Source organism: Achromobacter sp., assembly GCF_036567245.1.
Taxonomy (GTDB): domain Bacteria; phylum Pseudomonadota; class Gammaproteobacteria; order Burkholderiales; family Burkholderiaceae_B; genus Achromobacter.
The window spans coordinates 1-16,352 of the sequence record NZ_DATCUY010000093.1 but is presented as its reverse complement, the minus strand read 5'-3'; the positions used below and the strand labels follow the sequence as shown (position 1 = coordinate 16,352).

Sequence of the window (16,352 nt, the reverse complement as noted above, 5' to 3'; positions counted from 1 at the left end):
CAGGCCACCGCGGCCAGCGCGCCCAGCAGATAGCCCGCGTAGTTGGCCGAGGCCAGCCAGCCGCCCTGCGCCAGCGACAGGCCGGCTTCCTGCGCCATCAGAGGCCAGACCGGCGTGAATGCGAACCGGCCTATCCCCATGGCGGCGGCCAGGGCCAGCGCTGCCGGCCATGCGAGGGCGGCAGCGCTGCGCGACGAGGAGACAGAAGGGTAAATGGGCGTTGACATGGCCCCTACTCTACGGCTGTACTAATATCATTAATAGTGAATTATTAAGAAAGCGAGTTCTCAAAATGAGAAACTTGGACCTTGATGCGCTGCAGATTTTCAAGGCGGTCGCCGACCAGGGCGGCGTGGCGCGCGCCGCCGCACACCTGAACCGCGTGCAGTCCAATGTGTCGACGCGCCTGAAGCAGCTGGAGGCCTCGCTGGAGGCGCCGCTGTTCCGGCGCCAGAATCGCCGGCTGGTGCTGTCCGACCAGGGCCGAGTGCTGCTGTCCTACGCGGACCGCCTGCTGCGCCTGGCCGACGAGGCCCAGGCCGCTGTGCGCGACGGCTCTCCAAAAGGCGTGCTGCGCATCGGCACCATGGAAAGCACGGCGGCCGCGCGCCTGCCGCCCATCCTGGCGGCCTATCACACGGCCTGGCCGCAAGTGCGGATCGAACTGGTGACCGGCACTTCGGCGGCGCTGGCGGCCAAGGTGCGCAACTACGAGATCGAAGCCGCGTTCGTGGCCCAGCCCTTTCCGGCCGAGGGCCTGGCGGCGCTGGATGCGTTCAAGGAAGAACTGGCGCTGATTTCGCCGCTGGCCTGGGATCCGATCGAAAGCCCAAAGGATCTGGGCGACCGCAGCGTCATTGCGTTCACGGCAGGGTGCTCGTACCGGCGCATCCTGGAATCCTGGCTGAACCAGGAAGGCGTAGCGCCTGGCAAGGTGATGGAGTTCGCCTCGTACCACGCCATCGTCGCCTGCGTGGCGGCGGGCTCGGGCGTGGCCATCGTGCCGCGCTCGGTGCTGGCGGTGCTGGGAGCGGAGCATACGGTGCGCGTCGGCTCCCTGTCCGGCTCGCATGGCCGGGCCCTGACCCAACTGGTCTGGCGCGCCGACGACGATACGCCGGCGTTGCAGGCCCTGCGGCACAAGCTGGCGGCGCCGCAAGGTTGAGGAAAGCCGCGCACGGCGCGCGGCCCTCCTGCTTTTAGAAGCGGTAGCCGACGCCGATGGTCGCGACCCACGGATCGATGCGCGCGGTGCCGATATGCTGGCCGTCCAGCTTCACCTTGGAGCGGATGTCGATGTAGCGGATATCCGCGTTCATGAACCAGCGCTCGTTGATCTTGAAGTCGGCGCCCAATTGCGCCGCCACGCCCCAGGAGTCGCCCAGCTTCAGGTTCGAGCCCTTCAGCGGGCCTTCCGCCTTGGTGTCGAAGAAGTGGGTGTAGTTGATGCCCACGCCGATGTAGGGCTGGATCATGCTGTCGGGCAGGATGTGCCATTGCAGGCTCAGCGTCGGCGGCAATTGCTTGGTCGAACCGATCTTGCCCAGGCCGCTGCCGCTGACGTCATGCTGGAAGGGCCAGGCGCCCAGCAGTTCGATGCCGATGTTGCGCGTGGCCATGTAGGTCAGCGTGAAGCTCGGGCGCACGTTGTTGTTCACGTCGAGCCCGACGCTGCCATTGAGCACGGTGCCGTTGTTGGACGAGGGGCGGACCTGGGTGACGCCGACCTTGAACAGCACGTCGCCCGCTTCGTGGGCGTGCGCGGGGGCGGCGAGCGTGCCAGCGGCGAGCAGGCCGGCGATGGCGGTGGCGCGGATACGGCCGTTCAGCGAAAACATTCTCTTCTCCGATCTTTCCATTGGGTGAGACGACAGGTTCTCAAACCTGGCGTCCGGCCCGCTTGATGTGTGTCAAATCGTGAAAAGACCGCAATAGAAAAGTGGTTATGTAGCAACACGCCGTGGCGCAGACAAAAAAATCGCCGCCGGCGCAACGCGTCCGGCGGCGATCTGGTCGAGCCTGATCGTGGTGATCAGCGCGGCAGTTCGCTGCTGCCCATGAGGTAGGCGTCCACCGAACGCGCGCACTGGCGTCCTTCGCGGATGGCCCAGACCACCAGGGATTGGCCGCGGCGCATGTCGCCGGCCGTGAAGACCTTTTCGACGTTGGTGCGGTAGTCGTCGGTATTGGCGCGCACGTTGCCGCGCGCATCGCGATCGACGCCGAAGGCGTCCAGCACCGTCTGCACGGGCGATACGAAGCCCATGGCCAGCAGCACCAGGTCGGCCTTGATCTCGAATTCCGAGCCCTCGGCCTCACGCATCTTCATCTGGCCGGTGGCTTCATCCTTGAACCATTCGACGCGCGCGCCGACCAGCTTTTCGACCTTGCCGTTACTGCCCTGGAGCAGCTTGGTGGTCACCGACCAGTCGCGCTCGCAGCCTTCCTCGTGCGAGGACGACGTACGCATCTTGAGCGGCCAGTACGGCCAGGTCATGGTCTTGTTCTCGCTTTCCGGCGGCTGGGGCATCAGCTCGAACTGCGTGACCGAGGCCGCGCCGTGGCGGTTGCTGGTGCCGACGCAGTCGGAACCCGTGTCGCCGCCGCCGATCACCACCACGTGCTTGCCCTTGGCCAGCGTCTGGTTGGTGAGGCGGTCGCCCGCCACCGCCTTGTTCTGCTGGCGCAGGAAGTCCATGGCGTAATACACGCCCGACAGCTCGCGGCCGGGCACCGGCAGGTCGCGCGGGGTCTCAGAACCGCCGCTCATCACCACCGCGTCGAACTCGGCCAGCAGCGACTGCGGCGTGCGCACCGTCAGGCCGTCGGCCACGGGGTCGCTGGGGTTGCCGATGTAGGTCGAGGGCGCGAATTCCACGCCTTCGGCTTCCATCTGCGAGATGCGGCGGTCGATCTGATGCTTTTCCAGCTTGAAGTCGGGGATGCCGTAGCGCAGCAGGCCGCCGATGCGGTCGCTCTTCTCGAACAGCGTTACCGAGTGGCCGGCGCGGGCCAGCTGCTGCGCGCAAGCCATGCCGGCGGGGCCGGAGCCCACCACGGCGACCTTCTTGCCGGTCTTGCGCGCCGGCACCTGCGGCGCGACCCAGCCTTCGGCCCAACCCTTGTCGATGATGGCGTGCTCGATGGACTTGATGCCGACCGCGTCGCTGTTGATGTTCAAGGTACAGGCGGCTTCACACGGCGCCGGGCAGATGCGGCCGGTGAACTCGGGGAAGTTGTTGGTGGAGTGCAGTACGTCCAGCGCGCGCTTCCAGTCCTGCCGGTACACCAGGTCGTTCCAGTCCGGGATGATGTTGTTGACCGGGCAGCCGTTGTTGCAGAACGGGATGCCGCAGTCCATGCAGCGCGCCGCCTGCTGCTTGGCCTGGTCGTCGCTCAGGTGCAGCACGAATTCGCGCCAGTTCTTCAGCCGCTTCTGCGGGGCCTCGGAGGCCTCCTGCAGGCGCTGAAATTCCATAAAGCCGGTAATCTTTCCCATGGTATTCCTCACGCAGCCAGTTGTTGCGGGTTGGCTGCACGCCACATTTCACCCAATGCGCGGCGGTAGTCCGTCGGCATGATTTTCACGAATTTGCCGCGCGAGGCTTCCCAGTCGCCCAGGATTTCACGGGCGCGGAAGCTGCCGGTGTAGCGGAAGTGGTCTTCCACCAGGCGGCGCAGGATGGCTTCGTCCGTTTCGCGTTCGCCGCCGCGCTGCGCGCTGTGCCAGATGTCGATGTTGTTCTGGGCCAGCTGTTCCGCGTGCGGCATGATGCTTTCCAGTTCGACCATGGACAGGTTGGCGCGCTGCTTGAGCGTGCGTTCCGGATCCCACACGTAGGCCACGCCGCCGGACATGCCGGCTGCGAAGTTGCGGCCGGTGGCGCCCAACACCACGACGGTGCCGCCGGTCATGTATTCGCAGCCGTGGTCGCCGGTGCCTTCCACGACGGTGGCCGCGCCCGAGTTGCGCACCGCGAAGCGTTCGCCGGCCACGCCGTTGAAGAACGCCTCGCCCGCCAATGCGCCGTACAGCACGGTGTTGCCGGCGATGATGTGGTCGGGGCCGAAGCCGCGGAAGTCGTTGGGCGAGCGCACGATGATGCGACCGCCGGACAGGCCCTTGCCGACGTAGTCGTTGCCTTCGCCCACCAGGTCCATCGTGATGCCGTGGGCCAGGAACGCGCCGAAGCTCTGGCCGGCGGTGCCGTTGCACTGGATGTGGATGGTGTCGTCCGGCAAGCCTTCATGGCCGTAGCGCGAAGCCACCGCGCCCGACAGCATGGCGCCGATGGTGCGGTTGCGGTTGCGCACCGGGACGATGAAGGAAACCTTCTCGCCGCGTTCCAGCGCGGGCTTGCTGCGCTCGATCAACTGGTGGTCCAGCGCGCCAGCCAGGCCGTGGTCCTGCTCTTCGGTCTGGCGCACGTCGGCGTCGGACTGGGTTTGATGGAACACGCGGGCGAAGTCCAGGCCCTGGGCCTTCCAGTGCTCCACGCCCGAGCGCATGTCCAGCAGGTCGGCGCGGCCGATCAGGTCGTCGAACTTGCGGATGCCCAGCTGGGCCATGATTTCGCGGACTTCCTCGGCGATGAAGAAGAAGAAGTTCACGACGTGCTCGGGCTTGCCCTGGAATTTCTTGCGCAGGACCGGGTCTTGCGTGGCCACGCCCACCGGGCAGGTGTTCAGGTGACACTTGCGCATCATGATGCAGCCTTCCACGACCAGCGGCGCGGTCGCGAAGCCGAACTCGTCGGCACCCAGCAGCGCGCCGATGACGACGTCGCGGCCGGTCTTCATCTGGCCGTCGGCCTGCACGCGGATACGGCTGCGCAGGCGGTTCAGCACCAGCGTCTGCTGCGTTTCGGCCAAGCCCAGTTCCCAGGGCGTGCCCACGTGCTTGATGGAGGACACCGGGGACGCGCCCGTGCCGCCGTCATGGCCGGCGATCACGACGTGGTCGGCCTTGGCCTTGGCCACGCCGGCGGCCACCGTGCCCACGCCCACTTCGGACACCAGCTTGACCGACACCGAAGCCTTGGAATTGACGTTCTTCAGGTCGTGGATCAGTTGGGCCAGGTCTTCGATCGAGTAGATGTCGTGGTGCGGCGGGGGCGAGATCAGGCCCACGCCCGGCACCGAGTAGCGCAGCTTGGCGATGTACTCGGACACCTTGTGGCCGGGCAACTGGCCGCCTTCGCCGGGCTTGGCGCCTTGCGCCATCTTGATCTGGATCTGGTCGGCCGACGACAGGTACTCGGCGCTCACGCCGAAACGGCCCGAGGCCACCTGCTTGATCTTCGAGCGCAGCGAGTCGCCCTTCTTCAGTTCGACGTCGGCTTCGATGCGGTCCGTGCCCAGCACCGAGGCCAGCGTGTCGCCGTCCTTGATGGTGCTCTTGCCTTCGCGCATTTCGGCGCGGTAGCGCAGTTCGTCCTCGCCGCCTTCGCCGGTGTTGGACTTGCCGCCGATGCGGTTCATGGCCACGGCCAGCACCGAGTGCGCCTCGGTGGAGATCGAGCCCAGCGACATGGCGCCGGTGGCGAAACGCTTGACGATGTCCTTGGCGGATTCGACGTCGTCCAGCGGAATCGCGCGCGACGGATCGAAGCGGAACTCGAACAGGCCGCGCAGGGTCATGTGACGGCGGCTCTGGTCATTGATGATCTGCGCGTATTCCTTATACGTGCGGTAGTTGTTGGCGCGCGAAGCATGCTGCAGCTTGGCGATGGAATCCGGCGTCCACATGTGCTCTTCGCCGCGCACGCGGTAGGCGTATTCGCCGCCCGCGTCCAGATCGTTGGCCAGCACCGGATCGGTGCTGAAGGCGGCGCGGTGCTGGCGCAGCGCTTCCTCGGCCACCTGGAAGATGCCGATGCCTTCGATGTTGGAGGCGGTGCCGGTGAAGTACTTGTTCACCAGGGCGGTCTGCAGGCCCACGGCTTCGAAGATCTGCGCGCCGGTGTAGGACATGTACGTGGAAATGCCCATCTTGGACATGACCTTGTTCAGGCCCTTGCCGATGGCCTTGATGAAGTTCTTGACCGCCTTTTCGGGGTCGTTCAGCTTGCCCAGCGATTCCAGCGCCAGGTAGGGGTGGATGGCTTCGGCGCCATAGCCGCCCAGGAGCGCGAAGTGGTGCACTTCGCGCGCCGAGCCGGTTTCCACCACCAGGCCGGTATTGGTGCGCAGGCCGGCGCGGATCAGGTGCTGGTGGACCGCGGAGGTCGCCAGCAGCGCGGGGATGGCCACGCGCTCGCTGTCGACCAGGCGGTCGGACACGATCAGGATGTTGTAGCCGCTACGCACCGCGTCGACGGCGCGCGCGCACAGCGCGGCCACGCGGGCTTCGATGCCCTCGGGGCCCCAGGCGGCGGGATAGGTGATGTCCAGCTCAAAGCTGCGGAACTTCTTGCCCGTGACCTGCTCGATGTCGCGGATCTGCGCCATGGCGGCGAAGTCCAGCACCGGCTGGGACACTTCCAGGCGCAGCGGCGGATTGACGTTGTTGATGTCCAGCAGGTTCGGCTTGGGGCCGATGAAGGACACCAGCGACATCACCAGCTGTTCGCGGATGGGGTCGATCGGCGGGTTGGTGACCTGCGCGAACAGTTGGCGGAAGTAGTTGTAGAACGGCTTGGCGCGATCGGACAGCACGGCCAGCGGGGCGTCGTTGCCCATCGAGCCGATGACTTCCTCGCCTGTCGAGGCCATGGGTTCCAGGATGAACTTGTAGTCTTCCTGGGTCCAGCCGAAGGCCTGCTGGCGGTCCAGCAGCGACACCGACGACTGCGTGGCGACGGCGGCCTGGCGCGGGGCCGGCAGCGATTCCAGCTTGATCTGCAGGCGTTCGATCCACTGGCGGTAGGGCCGGTTGTTGGCCAGCTGCAGCTTGATCTCGGCGTCGTCGATGATGCGGCCCTGTTCCAGGTCGATCAGGAACATCTTGCCCGGCTGCAGGCGCCACTTCTTGACGATGCGGTTTTCGGGGATGGACAGCGTGCCGGCTTCGGAAGCCAGGATGACCATGTCGTCATCGGTGACCAAGTAGCGGGCCGGGCGCAGACCGTTGCGGTCCAGCGTGGCGCCGATCTGACGGCCGTCGGTGAACGCGACCGCGGCGGGGCCGTCCCACGGCTCCATCATGGCGGCGTGGTATTCGTAGAAAGCGCGGCGGCTTTCGTCCATCTGCGTGTGCTGCTCCCAGGCTTCCGGGATCATCATCATCATGGCGTGGGCCAGCGAGTAGCCCGAGTTCACCAGCAGTTCCAGGCAGTTGTCGAACGTGGCGGTGTCGGACTGGCCTTCGTAGACGATGGGGTACAGCTTCTTCAGGTCGTCGCCCAGCACGGCCGACTGCATCATGCCTTCGCGGGCGCGCAGCCAGTTGAAGTTGCCCTTGACCGTGTTGATTTCGCCGTTGTGGGCGATCATGCGGTACGGGTGGGCCAGCGGCCAGGCCGGGAAGGTGTTGGTCGAGAAGCGCTGGTGCACCAGCGCCAGCGCCGACACCGTGCGGGTATCGGCCAGATCGCGGTAGTAGCGGCCGACCTGGTCGGCCAGCAGCAGGCCCTTGTAGACCACGGTGCGCACCGAGGCCGAAGGCACGAAGTATTCCTTGCCGTGCGCCAGATGCATGTTCTGGATGGCGTGGCTGGCGGTCTTGCGGATCACGTACAGCTTGCGCTCCAGCGCGTCCGGCACCATCACGTCGGCGCCGCGGCCGATAAACAGTTGGCGGATCACGGGTTCGCAGGCGCGCACGGTGGGCGACATGGGCATGTCGACGTCCACGGGCACGTCGCGCCAGCCCAGGACGACCTGGCCCTCGGCGCGTACGGAGCGTTCCAGCTCCTGTTCGCAGGCCAGGCGCGAAGCGGTTTCCTTGGGCAGGAACACCATGGCCACGCCGTACTCGCCAGGAGGCGGCAGGGTGATGCCTTGATGGCCGAGCTCGTCGCGGTAGAGCGTGTCGGGGATCTGGATCAGGATGCCGGCGCCGTCGCCCATCAGCTTGTCCGCGCCGACCGCGCCGCGGTGGTCCAGGTTTTCCAGGATCTTCAGGCCCTGCTGGATGATGGCGTGGCTTTTCTTGCCCTTGATGTGGGCCACGAAACCGACGCCGCAGGCGTCATGTTCGTTCTTGGGGTTGTACAGGCCCTGGGCGGCAGGCAGCCCGATGCGGCTGGCATCGATGGGGGTCGCCTTGGGCGGGGGACAGGAGTCGATCGGGGTAATTTGGGGCATGGCGCGCTCCGCAGTGGGCCTGCGTCGTAATGTTGCAGTGCAGGAGACGGACAATACCCCCGAGATGAGTAGGGTGCAATAGGAATAATTAGGGAGCGTCCCTATTTATAATGACGCCATGTAATTGGGAATTAATTCGGTGACGCATCAAGAATCGCGCCATACGGGCCTTGCCAGAGGGGTATGCACCAGCAGGGTGCGCGCGCAGCCGGGAAATCGTCACTTTTGGCTTTATATGTCCCTATTTACATTGCCGTTTTTGACGCATCCGGGATGCGGTCTGGCGTTGCGGAAATGCAAATGCGGCCATCCACCGGCGCGCCCGTTGGCCAGCCAGCCGCAACCGTGCGCGGCAAGCGAAACAAAGCGCCGGGCGCGTCTGCCGGCCATGGCGGCAGCGCAAAGTGAAGAACCCGCCATTCAGGCGGGTCCGTAATCAGGAGGAGGTCGACGTGGGTGTCGTGGTGGGGGGCGTAGAGCCCGGCTCCGCATCGGCGGACGCCGGCGCGGCCGGCTTCTTGCGCGGACGTCCGCGCTGACCCGGTGCGACCCGGCGGCTGGCCGTATGGGCCAGGCTGGCGATGAAAGCGGGACCGCCCAGCGCCCATTGTCCGGAGACGGCCTGGTCGATGCGCTGGGTCTCCTCGCGCGACAGGCCATCCTGCAAGCGCTTGCGGTAGTTGGCCTGGCGGTCGAACGGGGTGTTGCCACAGGCCCAGTAATCCGCGTGATCCGATTGCCACTGCGCGGGCGCCGCGGTGGTGTTGCCGGTATGGCTGGCGGCGGAGGACCAGGGCCAGGAATCGGGATCCTGCGAGGCGCCGCTGCGCACCGGGTAGGTTTCCAGCCAGACCAGGGACGGCAGCACCCAGGCGCCCGGCTCCAGCAAGGCCGAGCGGTAGCGGCCGGCGAAGACCCGGCCGCCGCGCAAGCGGGCCGCCAGGTTGCGGCCCAGCGTCTGCATCAGGCGCGGCAGGCCTTCCTCGTCCGCGGGCGTCGCCAGCAGCAGGATACGGTCGTTGGCCAGCAGCCAGCCGTGAACCGAGACGCGGTGGCGTTGGGCGGATTCGCCCAGCCACGTGGCCAATTGGTTCAAGATGTCGGCCGGCGCGGGTTGCGACGGTGCCGCCAGCGGCTGGATAAAGTTGGCCTGCACCAGTTGGGGCAGCCCAGGGGCGTACAGACGGGGCAGACGGGCCATAGTGTCAGGACTTGCGTATCTGGAAGAACGGGTTGTCTTCGCTCACGGTATATAAATAGTGCCACGGTGGGCGCTGGTCAAGTCCCGTGATCATGTCGGGGCAGGAAATCGCTTTTTTTTCTGTCGTTCGTACCCCATAAAGCCCAGGTTAACATTCGGCGACGGAACGTCGCACCGTGGGTATCCCCTAATCCGCGGGCGTTTTTTCCAATCACCACGACCGGAGAAAAGCAATGGCAGTCGCCCTGGAACTCATCTCGCAGCATCGCTGCTTCGGCGGCTGGCAGCGCTACTACCGCCATGAGTCAGCGGAGATCGGCCTGCCCATGCGCTTCTCCGTCTACATTCCGCCGCAGGCCGAGCAAGGCCCGGTCCCGGTGTTGTTCTATCTGGCGGGCCTGACCTGCACGGAAGAGACGTTCATGATCAAGGCGGGTGCCCAGCGCCTGGCTGCGGAACTCGGCGTCATGCTGGTCGCCCCGGATACCAGCCCGCGCGGCGCCAACGTGGCCGGCGAGGACGAAAGCTGGGATCTGGGCACCGGCGCGGGCTTCTACCTGGACGCCACCACGCCCGCCTGGCGCGGCCACTACCGCATGTACGGCTATGTGACGCAGGAGCTGCACGGCATCGTCACGGGCGAGGCGCTGCCCGGCGATGCATCGCGCACCGGCATCTTTGGCCATTCCATGGGCGGTCATGGCGCGCTGGTGCTGGCGCTGCGCAACCCTGGCAAGTTCCGCTCGGTGTCGGCGTTCGCGCCTATCGCCGCGCCCAGCCAGTGCCCCTGGGGCAAGAAGGCGTTCGGCGCCTACCTGGGCGACAAGGTCGAGGACTGGGCCGCCTACGACGCATCCGCGTTGATGCGCGGCGCCGCCAACCCGTTCCCCGCCGGCATCCTGATCGATCAGGGCGAGTCGGATCAGTTCCTCGCCGAGCAGTTGTATCCCGAGGTATTCGAGGCGGCCTGCGCCGCCGTCGGACAGCCGCTGGACCTGCGGCGCCACCCGGGCTACGACCACGGCTACTACTTCATCTCGACCTTCATCGAGGATCACATCCGGTTTCACGTCGAGCGGCTTGGAAAACCGGCGCCCTGAGGGGGCGCTTCTATACTGGCGAGCCTGCCGCGGCAGGCTCGCAGCGCGCCCTGGGGGCGCCGCCTGCGGTCTGTGCTCAATAGGAACGTCTGACTTGATCAACGGAATCGCTCCCTTCGTCTGGATACTGCTGGGCGCCGTCGTCGTCCTGCTGCCTGGCATCGTCATGCTGCTGGGCCGCGGCGGCCCGCGCGATGAGCGCGGCCGCAAGATGTTCCAGTTCCGGCCGGTGCGCCGCCTGTTTGGCCTGATGCTGGTGCTGCTGGGATGCGTGTCCGGCCTGCTGGCGCTGTCGCTGGTGCAATTCTTCCGACTGACGGGCGACGAACCGGTGGCGCACATTGAAGTGCGCCAAGTGGCCGACGGTCAGTTCCAGGTCAACGCCAGCGCGCCCGGCACCGGGACGAAGCTGTACGTCCTTTACGGAGACCAGTGGCAAATCGACGCGCGGGTGGTGCGCTGGCGCTTGCCGGCGCTGATGGCTGGCGTGCCGCCGCTGTACCGGCTGGAGCGCCTGTCCGGCCGCTACAGCGACGCGGCGCGAGAGGCCTCGGCCACGCGTTCGGTCCATGCGCTGGATGACTGGCCGGCGCCCGACCTGGCATCGCTGAAAAAGAATTTCCCGAACTGGTTCCCGTTTGTCGATGTCCAATTCGGCAGCGGCGCGTATATGCCGATGTTCGACGGTGCGCGTTATCAGGTGCTGATGGATCCTCGCGGAGCGCTGTTCGTCCGTCCCGATGGCGAGGCCACGGCCGAGGGGCTCAAGCGCCTGGGATGGTAGTGGTGCCCCGACGCTGCCCTTGCCGCGCGGGCTGGCTGCCCCAGACGCGCTTGCCCTTGGGCAGCCCGGCGGAGAGACGGCCTTCCCATTCTGCTAAAAAATAAACGGGGACGCATATCGTCGAACGAAACTTTGACGCGCCGCAATAGTCGAATTAGCACTCCCAATACTAGAGTGCTAACATCGAATCCATGTCGTTATCCCTTCGCCATCCGGAGATCCCCGCTATGAAACAACCCAGTACCTCGTTGGCCGCTTCCGGCAACGCCCTGGCGTTGGCCATTGCCAATCCGGGCGCACTTGGCACGATCGACGCCTATATCTCCTCGGTCAACCGCCTGCCGGTGCTGTCCGCGGAACGTGAAACCGAGCTTGGCCGCCGCCTGCGCGACCAGGAAGACCTGGGCGCCGCGCGCGAACTGATTCTGTCGCACCTGCGTCTGGTGGTGTCGGTGGCTCGCCAGTACCTGGGCTACGGCCTGCCGCATGCCGATCTCATCCAGGAAGGCAACGTTGGCCTGATGAAGGCCGTCAAGCGCTTCGACCCCGAGCGCGGCGTGCGCCTGGTGTCGTTCGCCGTGCACTGGATCAAGGCTGAAATCCACGAATACATCATCCGCAACTGGCGCCTGGTGAAGGTTGCGACCACCAAGGCCCAGCGCAAGCTGTTCTTCAATCTGCGCAGCATGCGTCCCGACGGCCAGACGCTGGATCCGGACCAGGTTGACCACATCGCGCGCGAACTGAACGTGCGCCGCGAAGACGTCAGTGAAATGGAAGTGCGCCTGTCCGGCCGCGACATGTCGCTGGAGAACCAGGACGACGACGATGACAGCTACGCGCCCATCGCCTACCTGTCCGACGAAGGCCGCCAGGAACCCACCCGGGTACTGGAACGCGCCGCGCGCGACCAACTGCAAAGCGCCGGCCTGACCGATGCGTTGCAAGCGCTGGATCCGCGTTCGCGCCGTATCGTCGAGGCTCGCTGGCTGCAGGACGACGGCGGCGCCACGTTGCACGAGCTGGCACAGGAGTTCGGCGTGTCGGCCGAGCGCATCCGCCAGATCGAAGCGGCCGCGCTGAAGAAGATGCGCGGCAACCTCGCATCTTGAGCCTGCCTTGATCATGCAAAGGGCCGCCCATCAGCGGCCCTTTTGCTTTTCCGGTGGACTGCGGCCGCGCGTGAATAAATTGATACAAATTCGAGCGGAAATTTTGCGCGGCGCAAGAAACTTAATAGGGATCGCCCCGCCTAACTTCATGTAGACCGCGAACTTCGGTTAGCAGTCTTGTCATCCGTCTCGGCTTCTCCTCTTTCCCCTCCCCTATGAGACGGATGCTTGCGGGGCACCATGCATAGCTGGTGCCCCGTTTTTTATGCGCGTCTGGTTTGGGCTTGCGGATGGCGGGCTCGGCGAACGCCGTTTGCCGCCGGGGCGACAAGCGCGCGGCCTGCCTAGGCCGCCTGGGCGTTGTCAGCAGCCGTCTTGGCTCCATGCCACAGCGCATCCTGCACGCGCCGCACGCCCGTCGCCATTGAACCGTCCTGGTACAGCTTGATCCAGCGGTAGCCGGGCGCCATGTTGTCCACCACGTGCTTGCCGTCGCGGATGCTGAACTGGAAGCAGGTCGACGGCGTGGCCAGCATGCGCAGGTTGTGGCGGCGGCGGTCGAACTCGTGGTGCACATGGCCCCACAGCAGCACGCGGACTTGCGGCCAGCGCGTCAGCAGCTTGAAGAGCGCTTGCGGGTTGTCGATCATCATCGAATCATGCCAGTGGCTGTCGATCTGCATGGGGTTGTGATGCATGGCGAGCAGCGTGTGGCGGCCCGGCGCCTCGGCCAGCGCGGCTTCCAGCAGGTCGAGCTGGCTCGCGGGCAGATGGCCGGCGTTGGAGCCGGGCACGGTGGTGTCCAGCGCGACCACGCGCCAAGCGCCCACGTCGGTCACCGGAACCGACCATTGCGGCAGTTCCTGGCGCATCACGGCCGGCAGATCATGGTTGCCCGGCAGGCAGCGGATGCTGGCCTGCGCAAGGGCGGGCGCCTCGGACAGGACGCGCGCCAGCCGGCGATAGGCTGCGGCCTCGCCGTCCTGGGACATGTCGCCGGTGGCCAACAGCAGATCGGGATGCTTGCCGTCCGCCTCGATCTGGCGCAGCACCGCGCGCAGGCTGGCGTCCGTGTTGACGCCCAGCATCGAGGTTTCGGGCTCGCCGAACAGATGGCTGTCGGTCAGCTGGACCAGCATGGCGGGCGCGTCGTCGCGCCGGGTCAGGGAATGGATCCGGGCCAAGTGCCGCTCCTGCAAAGTTTGTGCGATTCCACATTACCCAAAAAACACGGCGCCACGCGTATCGCTTGTCCGCATTGGGGTAACGAAACGTGCATTCTCCACGATTCCTGACGGTCTCCGGCCCGATCGCGAGGGAAAAAGCCGCTATTCTTGTGGAACTTCACACAAGCTCCGCTAACAGAACATGGATGTAGGTTTTCTCGTATTCGGCCTGGCAGGTTTGCTGACGCTGGTCTGTTTCATGCCGCCTTTGGCGGGCCGTCTCAAGCTGCCCTACTCGGTGCTGCTGGCCATTGTCGGCTGTCTGCTAGGCATCATCGTGCACGTGCACGGCTGGGCGCCCAGCTGGATCGGCGACTTCCTGGACTCGCTGGAACGCTTCGAGATTTCGTCCGAAACCTTCCTGATGGTGTTCCTGCCGGTGCTCTTGTTCGAGACCGCGCTGTCCATGAACGTGCGGCGCCTGATGGACGACATCGGCCCCATCCTCATGATGGCCATCGTGGCCGTGGTGGTCTGCACCGTGGTGGTCGGGCTGACCCTGGACGCCATTTCGCCCTACGGCCTGGTGGTCTGCCTGCTGCTGGGCGCCATCGTCGCCACCACCGACCCCGTGGCCGTGGTGGGCATCTTCCGCGAAGTGGGCGCGCCCAAGCGCCTGACCACCCTGGTCGAAGGCGAAAGCCTGTTCAACGACGCGGCCTCGATCGCCCTGTATTCGGTGCTGCTGGCCGTGCTGGGCGGCCATGGCGAACTCACCGCCAGCGGCATCTTCAACGACTTCATCGTGCACTTCATCGGCGGCGGCCTGGCCGGCTTCGCCATGGGCCGGCTGGCCTGCTTCCTGTTCGCCTGGCTGCGCGGCTTTCCGACCGCGGAAATCACGCTGACGCTGACGCTGGCCTACCTGTCCTTCTTCATTTCCGAGCACTACCTGAACGTGTCGGGCGTGGTCGCCACGGTGATCGCCGGCCTGGTGGTCGGGTCCACCGGCCGCACGCGCATGTCGCCTACTACCTTCGAGTATCTGTCCAGCGCCTGGGAGCAGTTCGGGTTCTGGGCCAACTCGCTGATTTTCCTGTTCGCGGCCATGCTGATCCCCAAGCTGATGGCAGCCGCCGACTGGCAGGAACTGGCGCTGGTGGCGGTGGTGTTCGTGGCGACGCTGGTGGCGCGTGCCATCGTCGTCTTCGGCCTGTTGCCCCTGCTTGGACTGACCCGGCTGGGGACCAAGGTCAGCAATCCCTACAAGGTGGTGATGCTGTGGGGCGGCCTGCGCGGCGCCGTGTCGCTGGCGCTGGCGTTGGCCGTGACCGAGCAGACCGGGGTGGCCGAAGAGGCGCGGCAATTCATCGCGGTGGCCACCACCAGCTATGTGCTGCTGACCTTGTTCATCAACGGCATCAGCCTGAGGCCGCTGATCCGCATGCTGGGCCTGAACCAGTTGTCGCCGGTGGAGCGCACCATCCGCAACCAGGCGCTGGCGGTGGCTTTGGAAGACCTGCAGGGCAAGACCGAAGAGGTCGCCAAAACCGAGCATATCGGCACCGAGGTCCGCGACCGCATCCGCGCGGTGTTCGACGCCAGCCTGACCAGCGTGCATGACGGCCAGGTCAGCCAGATGACGGACGAGCAGCGCGTGTCGGTAGGCCTGGCCATCGTGGCCCAGCGCGAAGAGGAAATGTTCTTCGACATCCTGAAGGCGCAGATCGTGGACTGGCGCATGGCCGAAACCCTGCTGGCGCGGGCGGAACGGCTGGAGGACGCGATCCGGCTGGGCGGCATCCCCGGCTTCGAGCGCGCCATCGTTGCCGACGTGCGCTATTCCACCGGCTTCCGCCTGGCCCTGCGTCTGCACTACGTGTTCGGCTTCCAAGGCTGGCTGGCGCGCGAATTGGGCCAGCGTTTCGCCAATCTGATGAGCAAGCGGTCGGTGGCGCAGCGCCTGATCGCGTTCGCGCGCGAACAAATCACGCCGCTGCTGGGCGAGGAAGCCACGCAGCGCATCGTGGTCTTGCACCAGCGCCGCCTGGACCTGATCGAAAACGCCATGCAGGCCCTGAACCTGCAATACCCATCCTACGCGCAGTGGCTGCAGGAAAGTTACCTGGGCCGCGTAGCCCGTGAAATGGAGCGCATCCGCTACCGCGACATGCTGGAGCAGTTTCTGATCAGCGGCGAGGTGTACGCGGACCTGATGGCGCAGTTGAAGAGCCGCTGGGCCCATATCGACAAGCACCCGCCGCTGGACATCGAAATGAGCGCGGCCGAGCTGATCAAGCGCGTGCCGCTGTTCGAAGGCCTGTCCGCGGATTCTTTGCGCGCCATCAGCAAGCTGCTCAAGCCGCGCCTGGCGCTGCCGGACCAACGCGTGCTGACCAAGGGCCGCCATGGCGAAGAGATGTGTTTCGTGGCCTCGGGCGCCGTGGCCGTGCATCTGCCCGACAACACCATGATCGAGCTGGGCAGCGGCGAGTTCTTTGGCGAACTCGGCCTGTTGGGCGAACAGCAGCTGATGCCGGAGGTGACCTCGCTGGGCTACAGCAAGCTGCTGATGCTGTCCTCGCGCGATTTCCACGCCTTGCTGGCGCGCGACGAGCATTTGCGCGAACGCATCCAGGTCGTGGCCAAGCAGCGCCTGCGCGCGATCGAAGTATGGAAGCAGTTTTCGCAGGCCAATGCGGCGCCCGCTCCGGTTCCCGCGCCTGTGTCGGCGCCGACGCC

General features: G+C 65.8%; 11 protein-coding genes. 5 read left to right on the top strand and 6 right to left on the bottom strand.

The features are described from left to right. Positions 1-227, bottom strand: a 227-nt coding sequence (locus VIR09_RS03870) for a YbfB/YjiJ family MFS transporter (RefSeq protein WP_332011673.1), incomplete at its 3' end; no start/stop codon positions are given. Positions 228-292: 65 nt separating this feature from the next. Here VIR09_RS03870 and VIR09_RS03865 point away from each other — a divergent pair. Then, entirely contained in the window at positions 293-1,165 is an 873-nt protein-coding gene (locus tag VIR09_RS03865; RefSeq protein WP_332011672.1) for a LysR family transcriptional regulator, read from the top strand. Between the two features lie 34 nt (positions 1,166-1,199). Here VIR09_RS03865 and VIR09_RS03860 read toward each other — a convergent pair whose 3' ends face one another. From VIR09_RS03860 to VIR09_RS03845, 4 genes are all read right to left on the bottom strand, one after another. Continuing rightward, the gene (locus VIR09_RS03860) at positions 1,200-1,838 is read right to left on the bottom strand and encodes an OmpW/AlkL family protein (RefSeq protein ID WP_332011671.1); all 639 of its coding nucleotides are present in this window, start codon (positions 1,836-1,838) and stop codon (positions 1,200-1,202) included. A 194-nt stretch (positions 1,839-2,032) separates the two neighbouring features. Then, on the bottom strand, positions 2,033-3,499 hold the full coding sequence (locus tag VIR09_RS03855; RefSeq protein WP_332011670.1) for a glutamate synthase subunit beta: 1,467 nt from the start codon (positions 3,497-3,499) through the stop codon (positions 2,033-2,035). A gap of 8 nt (positions 3,500-3,507) precedes the next feature. Further along, complete coding sequence (locus tag VIR09_RS03850) at positions 3,508-8,247, bottom strand: glutamate synthase-related protein (protein WP_332011669.1); 4,740 nt, start codon at positions 8,245-8,247, stop codon at positions 3,508-3,510. Between the two features lie 436 nt (positions 8,248-8,683). Then, complete coding sequence (locus tag VIR09_RS03845) at positions 8,684-9,448, bottom strand: hypothetical protein (protein ID WP_332011668.1); 765 nt, start codon at positions 9,446-9,448, stop codon at positions 8,684-8,686. Between the two features lie 233 nt (positions 9,449-9,681). Between VIR09_RS03845 and fghA the strand changes: the two genes are divergently transcribed. From fghA to rpoH, 3 genes are all read left to right on the top strand, one after another. Next, positions 9,682-10,548, top strand: a complete 867-nt coding sequence (gene fghA, locus VIR09_RS03840) for an S-formylglutathione hydrolase (RefSeq protein ID WP_332011667.1) — start codon at positions 9,682-9,684, stop codon at positions 10,546-10,548. A 94-nt stretch (positions 10,549-10,642) separates the two neighbouring features. Continuing rightward, positions 10,643-11,332 (top strand): hypothetical protein, encoded by a 690-nt coding sequence (locus VIR09_RS03835; RefSeq protein ID WP_332011666.1) that lies wholly within the window; start codon positions 10,643-10,645, stop codon positions 11,330-11,332. Positions 11,333-11,559: 227 nt separating this feature from the next. Next, positions 11,560-12,444 carry an RNA polymerase sigma factor RpoH gene (gene rpoH, locus VIR09_RS03830; RefSeq protein ID WP_173144569.1) on the top strand — a complete coding sequence of 295 codons (885 nt, stop codon included), beginning with the start codon at positions 11,560-11,562 and terminating at the stop codon, positions 12,442-12,444. Between the two features lie 344 nt (positions 12,445-12,788). Here rpoH and cpdA read toward each other — a convergent pair whose 3' ends face one another. Continuing rightward, complete coding sequence (cpdA, locus tag VIR09_RS03825) at positions 12,789-13,628, bottom strand: 3',5'-cyclic-AMP phosphodiesterase (RefSeq protein WP_332011665.1); 840 nt, start codon at positions 13,626-13,628, stop codon at positions 12,789-12,791. Between the two features lie 184 nt (positions 13,629-13,812). On the opposite strand from cpdA, the gene VIR09_RS03820 reads away from it, so the two are divergent. Next, positions 13,813-16,352: cation:proton antiporter (locus tag VIR09_RS03820; protein WP_332011664.1), on the top strand; the 2,540-nt coding region annotated here is incomplete at its 3' end.

Bases quoted from the DNA above. Each gene is read 5' to 3' on its own strand.
- VIR09_RS03865 (WP_332011672.1), top strand. From the start codon at position 293: ATGAGAAACTTGGACCTTGATGCGCTGCAGATTTTCAAGGCGGTCGCC.
- VIR09_RS03860 (WP_332011671.1), bottom strand. From the start codon at position 1,838: ATGTTTTCGCTGAACGGCCGTATCCGCGCCACCGCCATCGCCGGCCTG.
- VIR09_RS03855 (WP_332011670.1), bottom strand. From the start codon at position 3,499: ATGGGAAAGATTACCGGCTTTATGGAATTTCAGCGCCTGCAGGAGGCC.
- VIR09_RS03850 (WP_332011669.1), bottom strand. From the start codon at position 8,247: ATGCCCCAAATTACCCCGATCGACTCCTGTCCCCCGCCCAAGGCGACC.
- VIR09_RS03845 (WP_332011668.1), bottom strand. From the start codon at position 9,448: ATGGCCCGTCTGCCCCGTCTGTACGCCCCTGGGCTGCCCCAACTGGTG.
- fghA (WP_332011667.1), top strand. From the start codon at position 9,682: ATGGCAGTCGCCCTGGAACTCATCTCGCAGCATCGCTGCTTCGGCGGC.
- rpoH (WP_173144569.1), top strand. From the start codon at position 11,560: ATGAAACAACCCAGTACCTCGTTGGCCGCTTCCGGCAACGCCCTGGCG.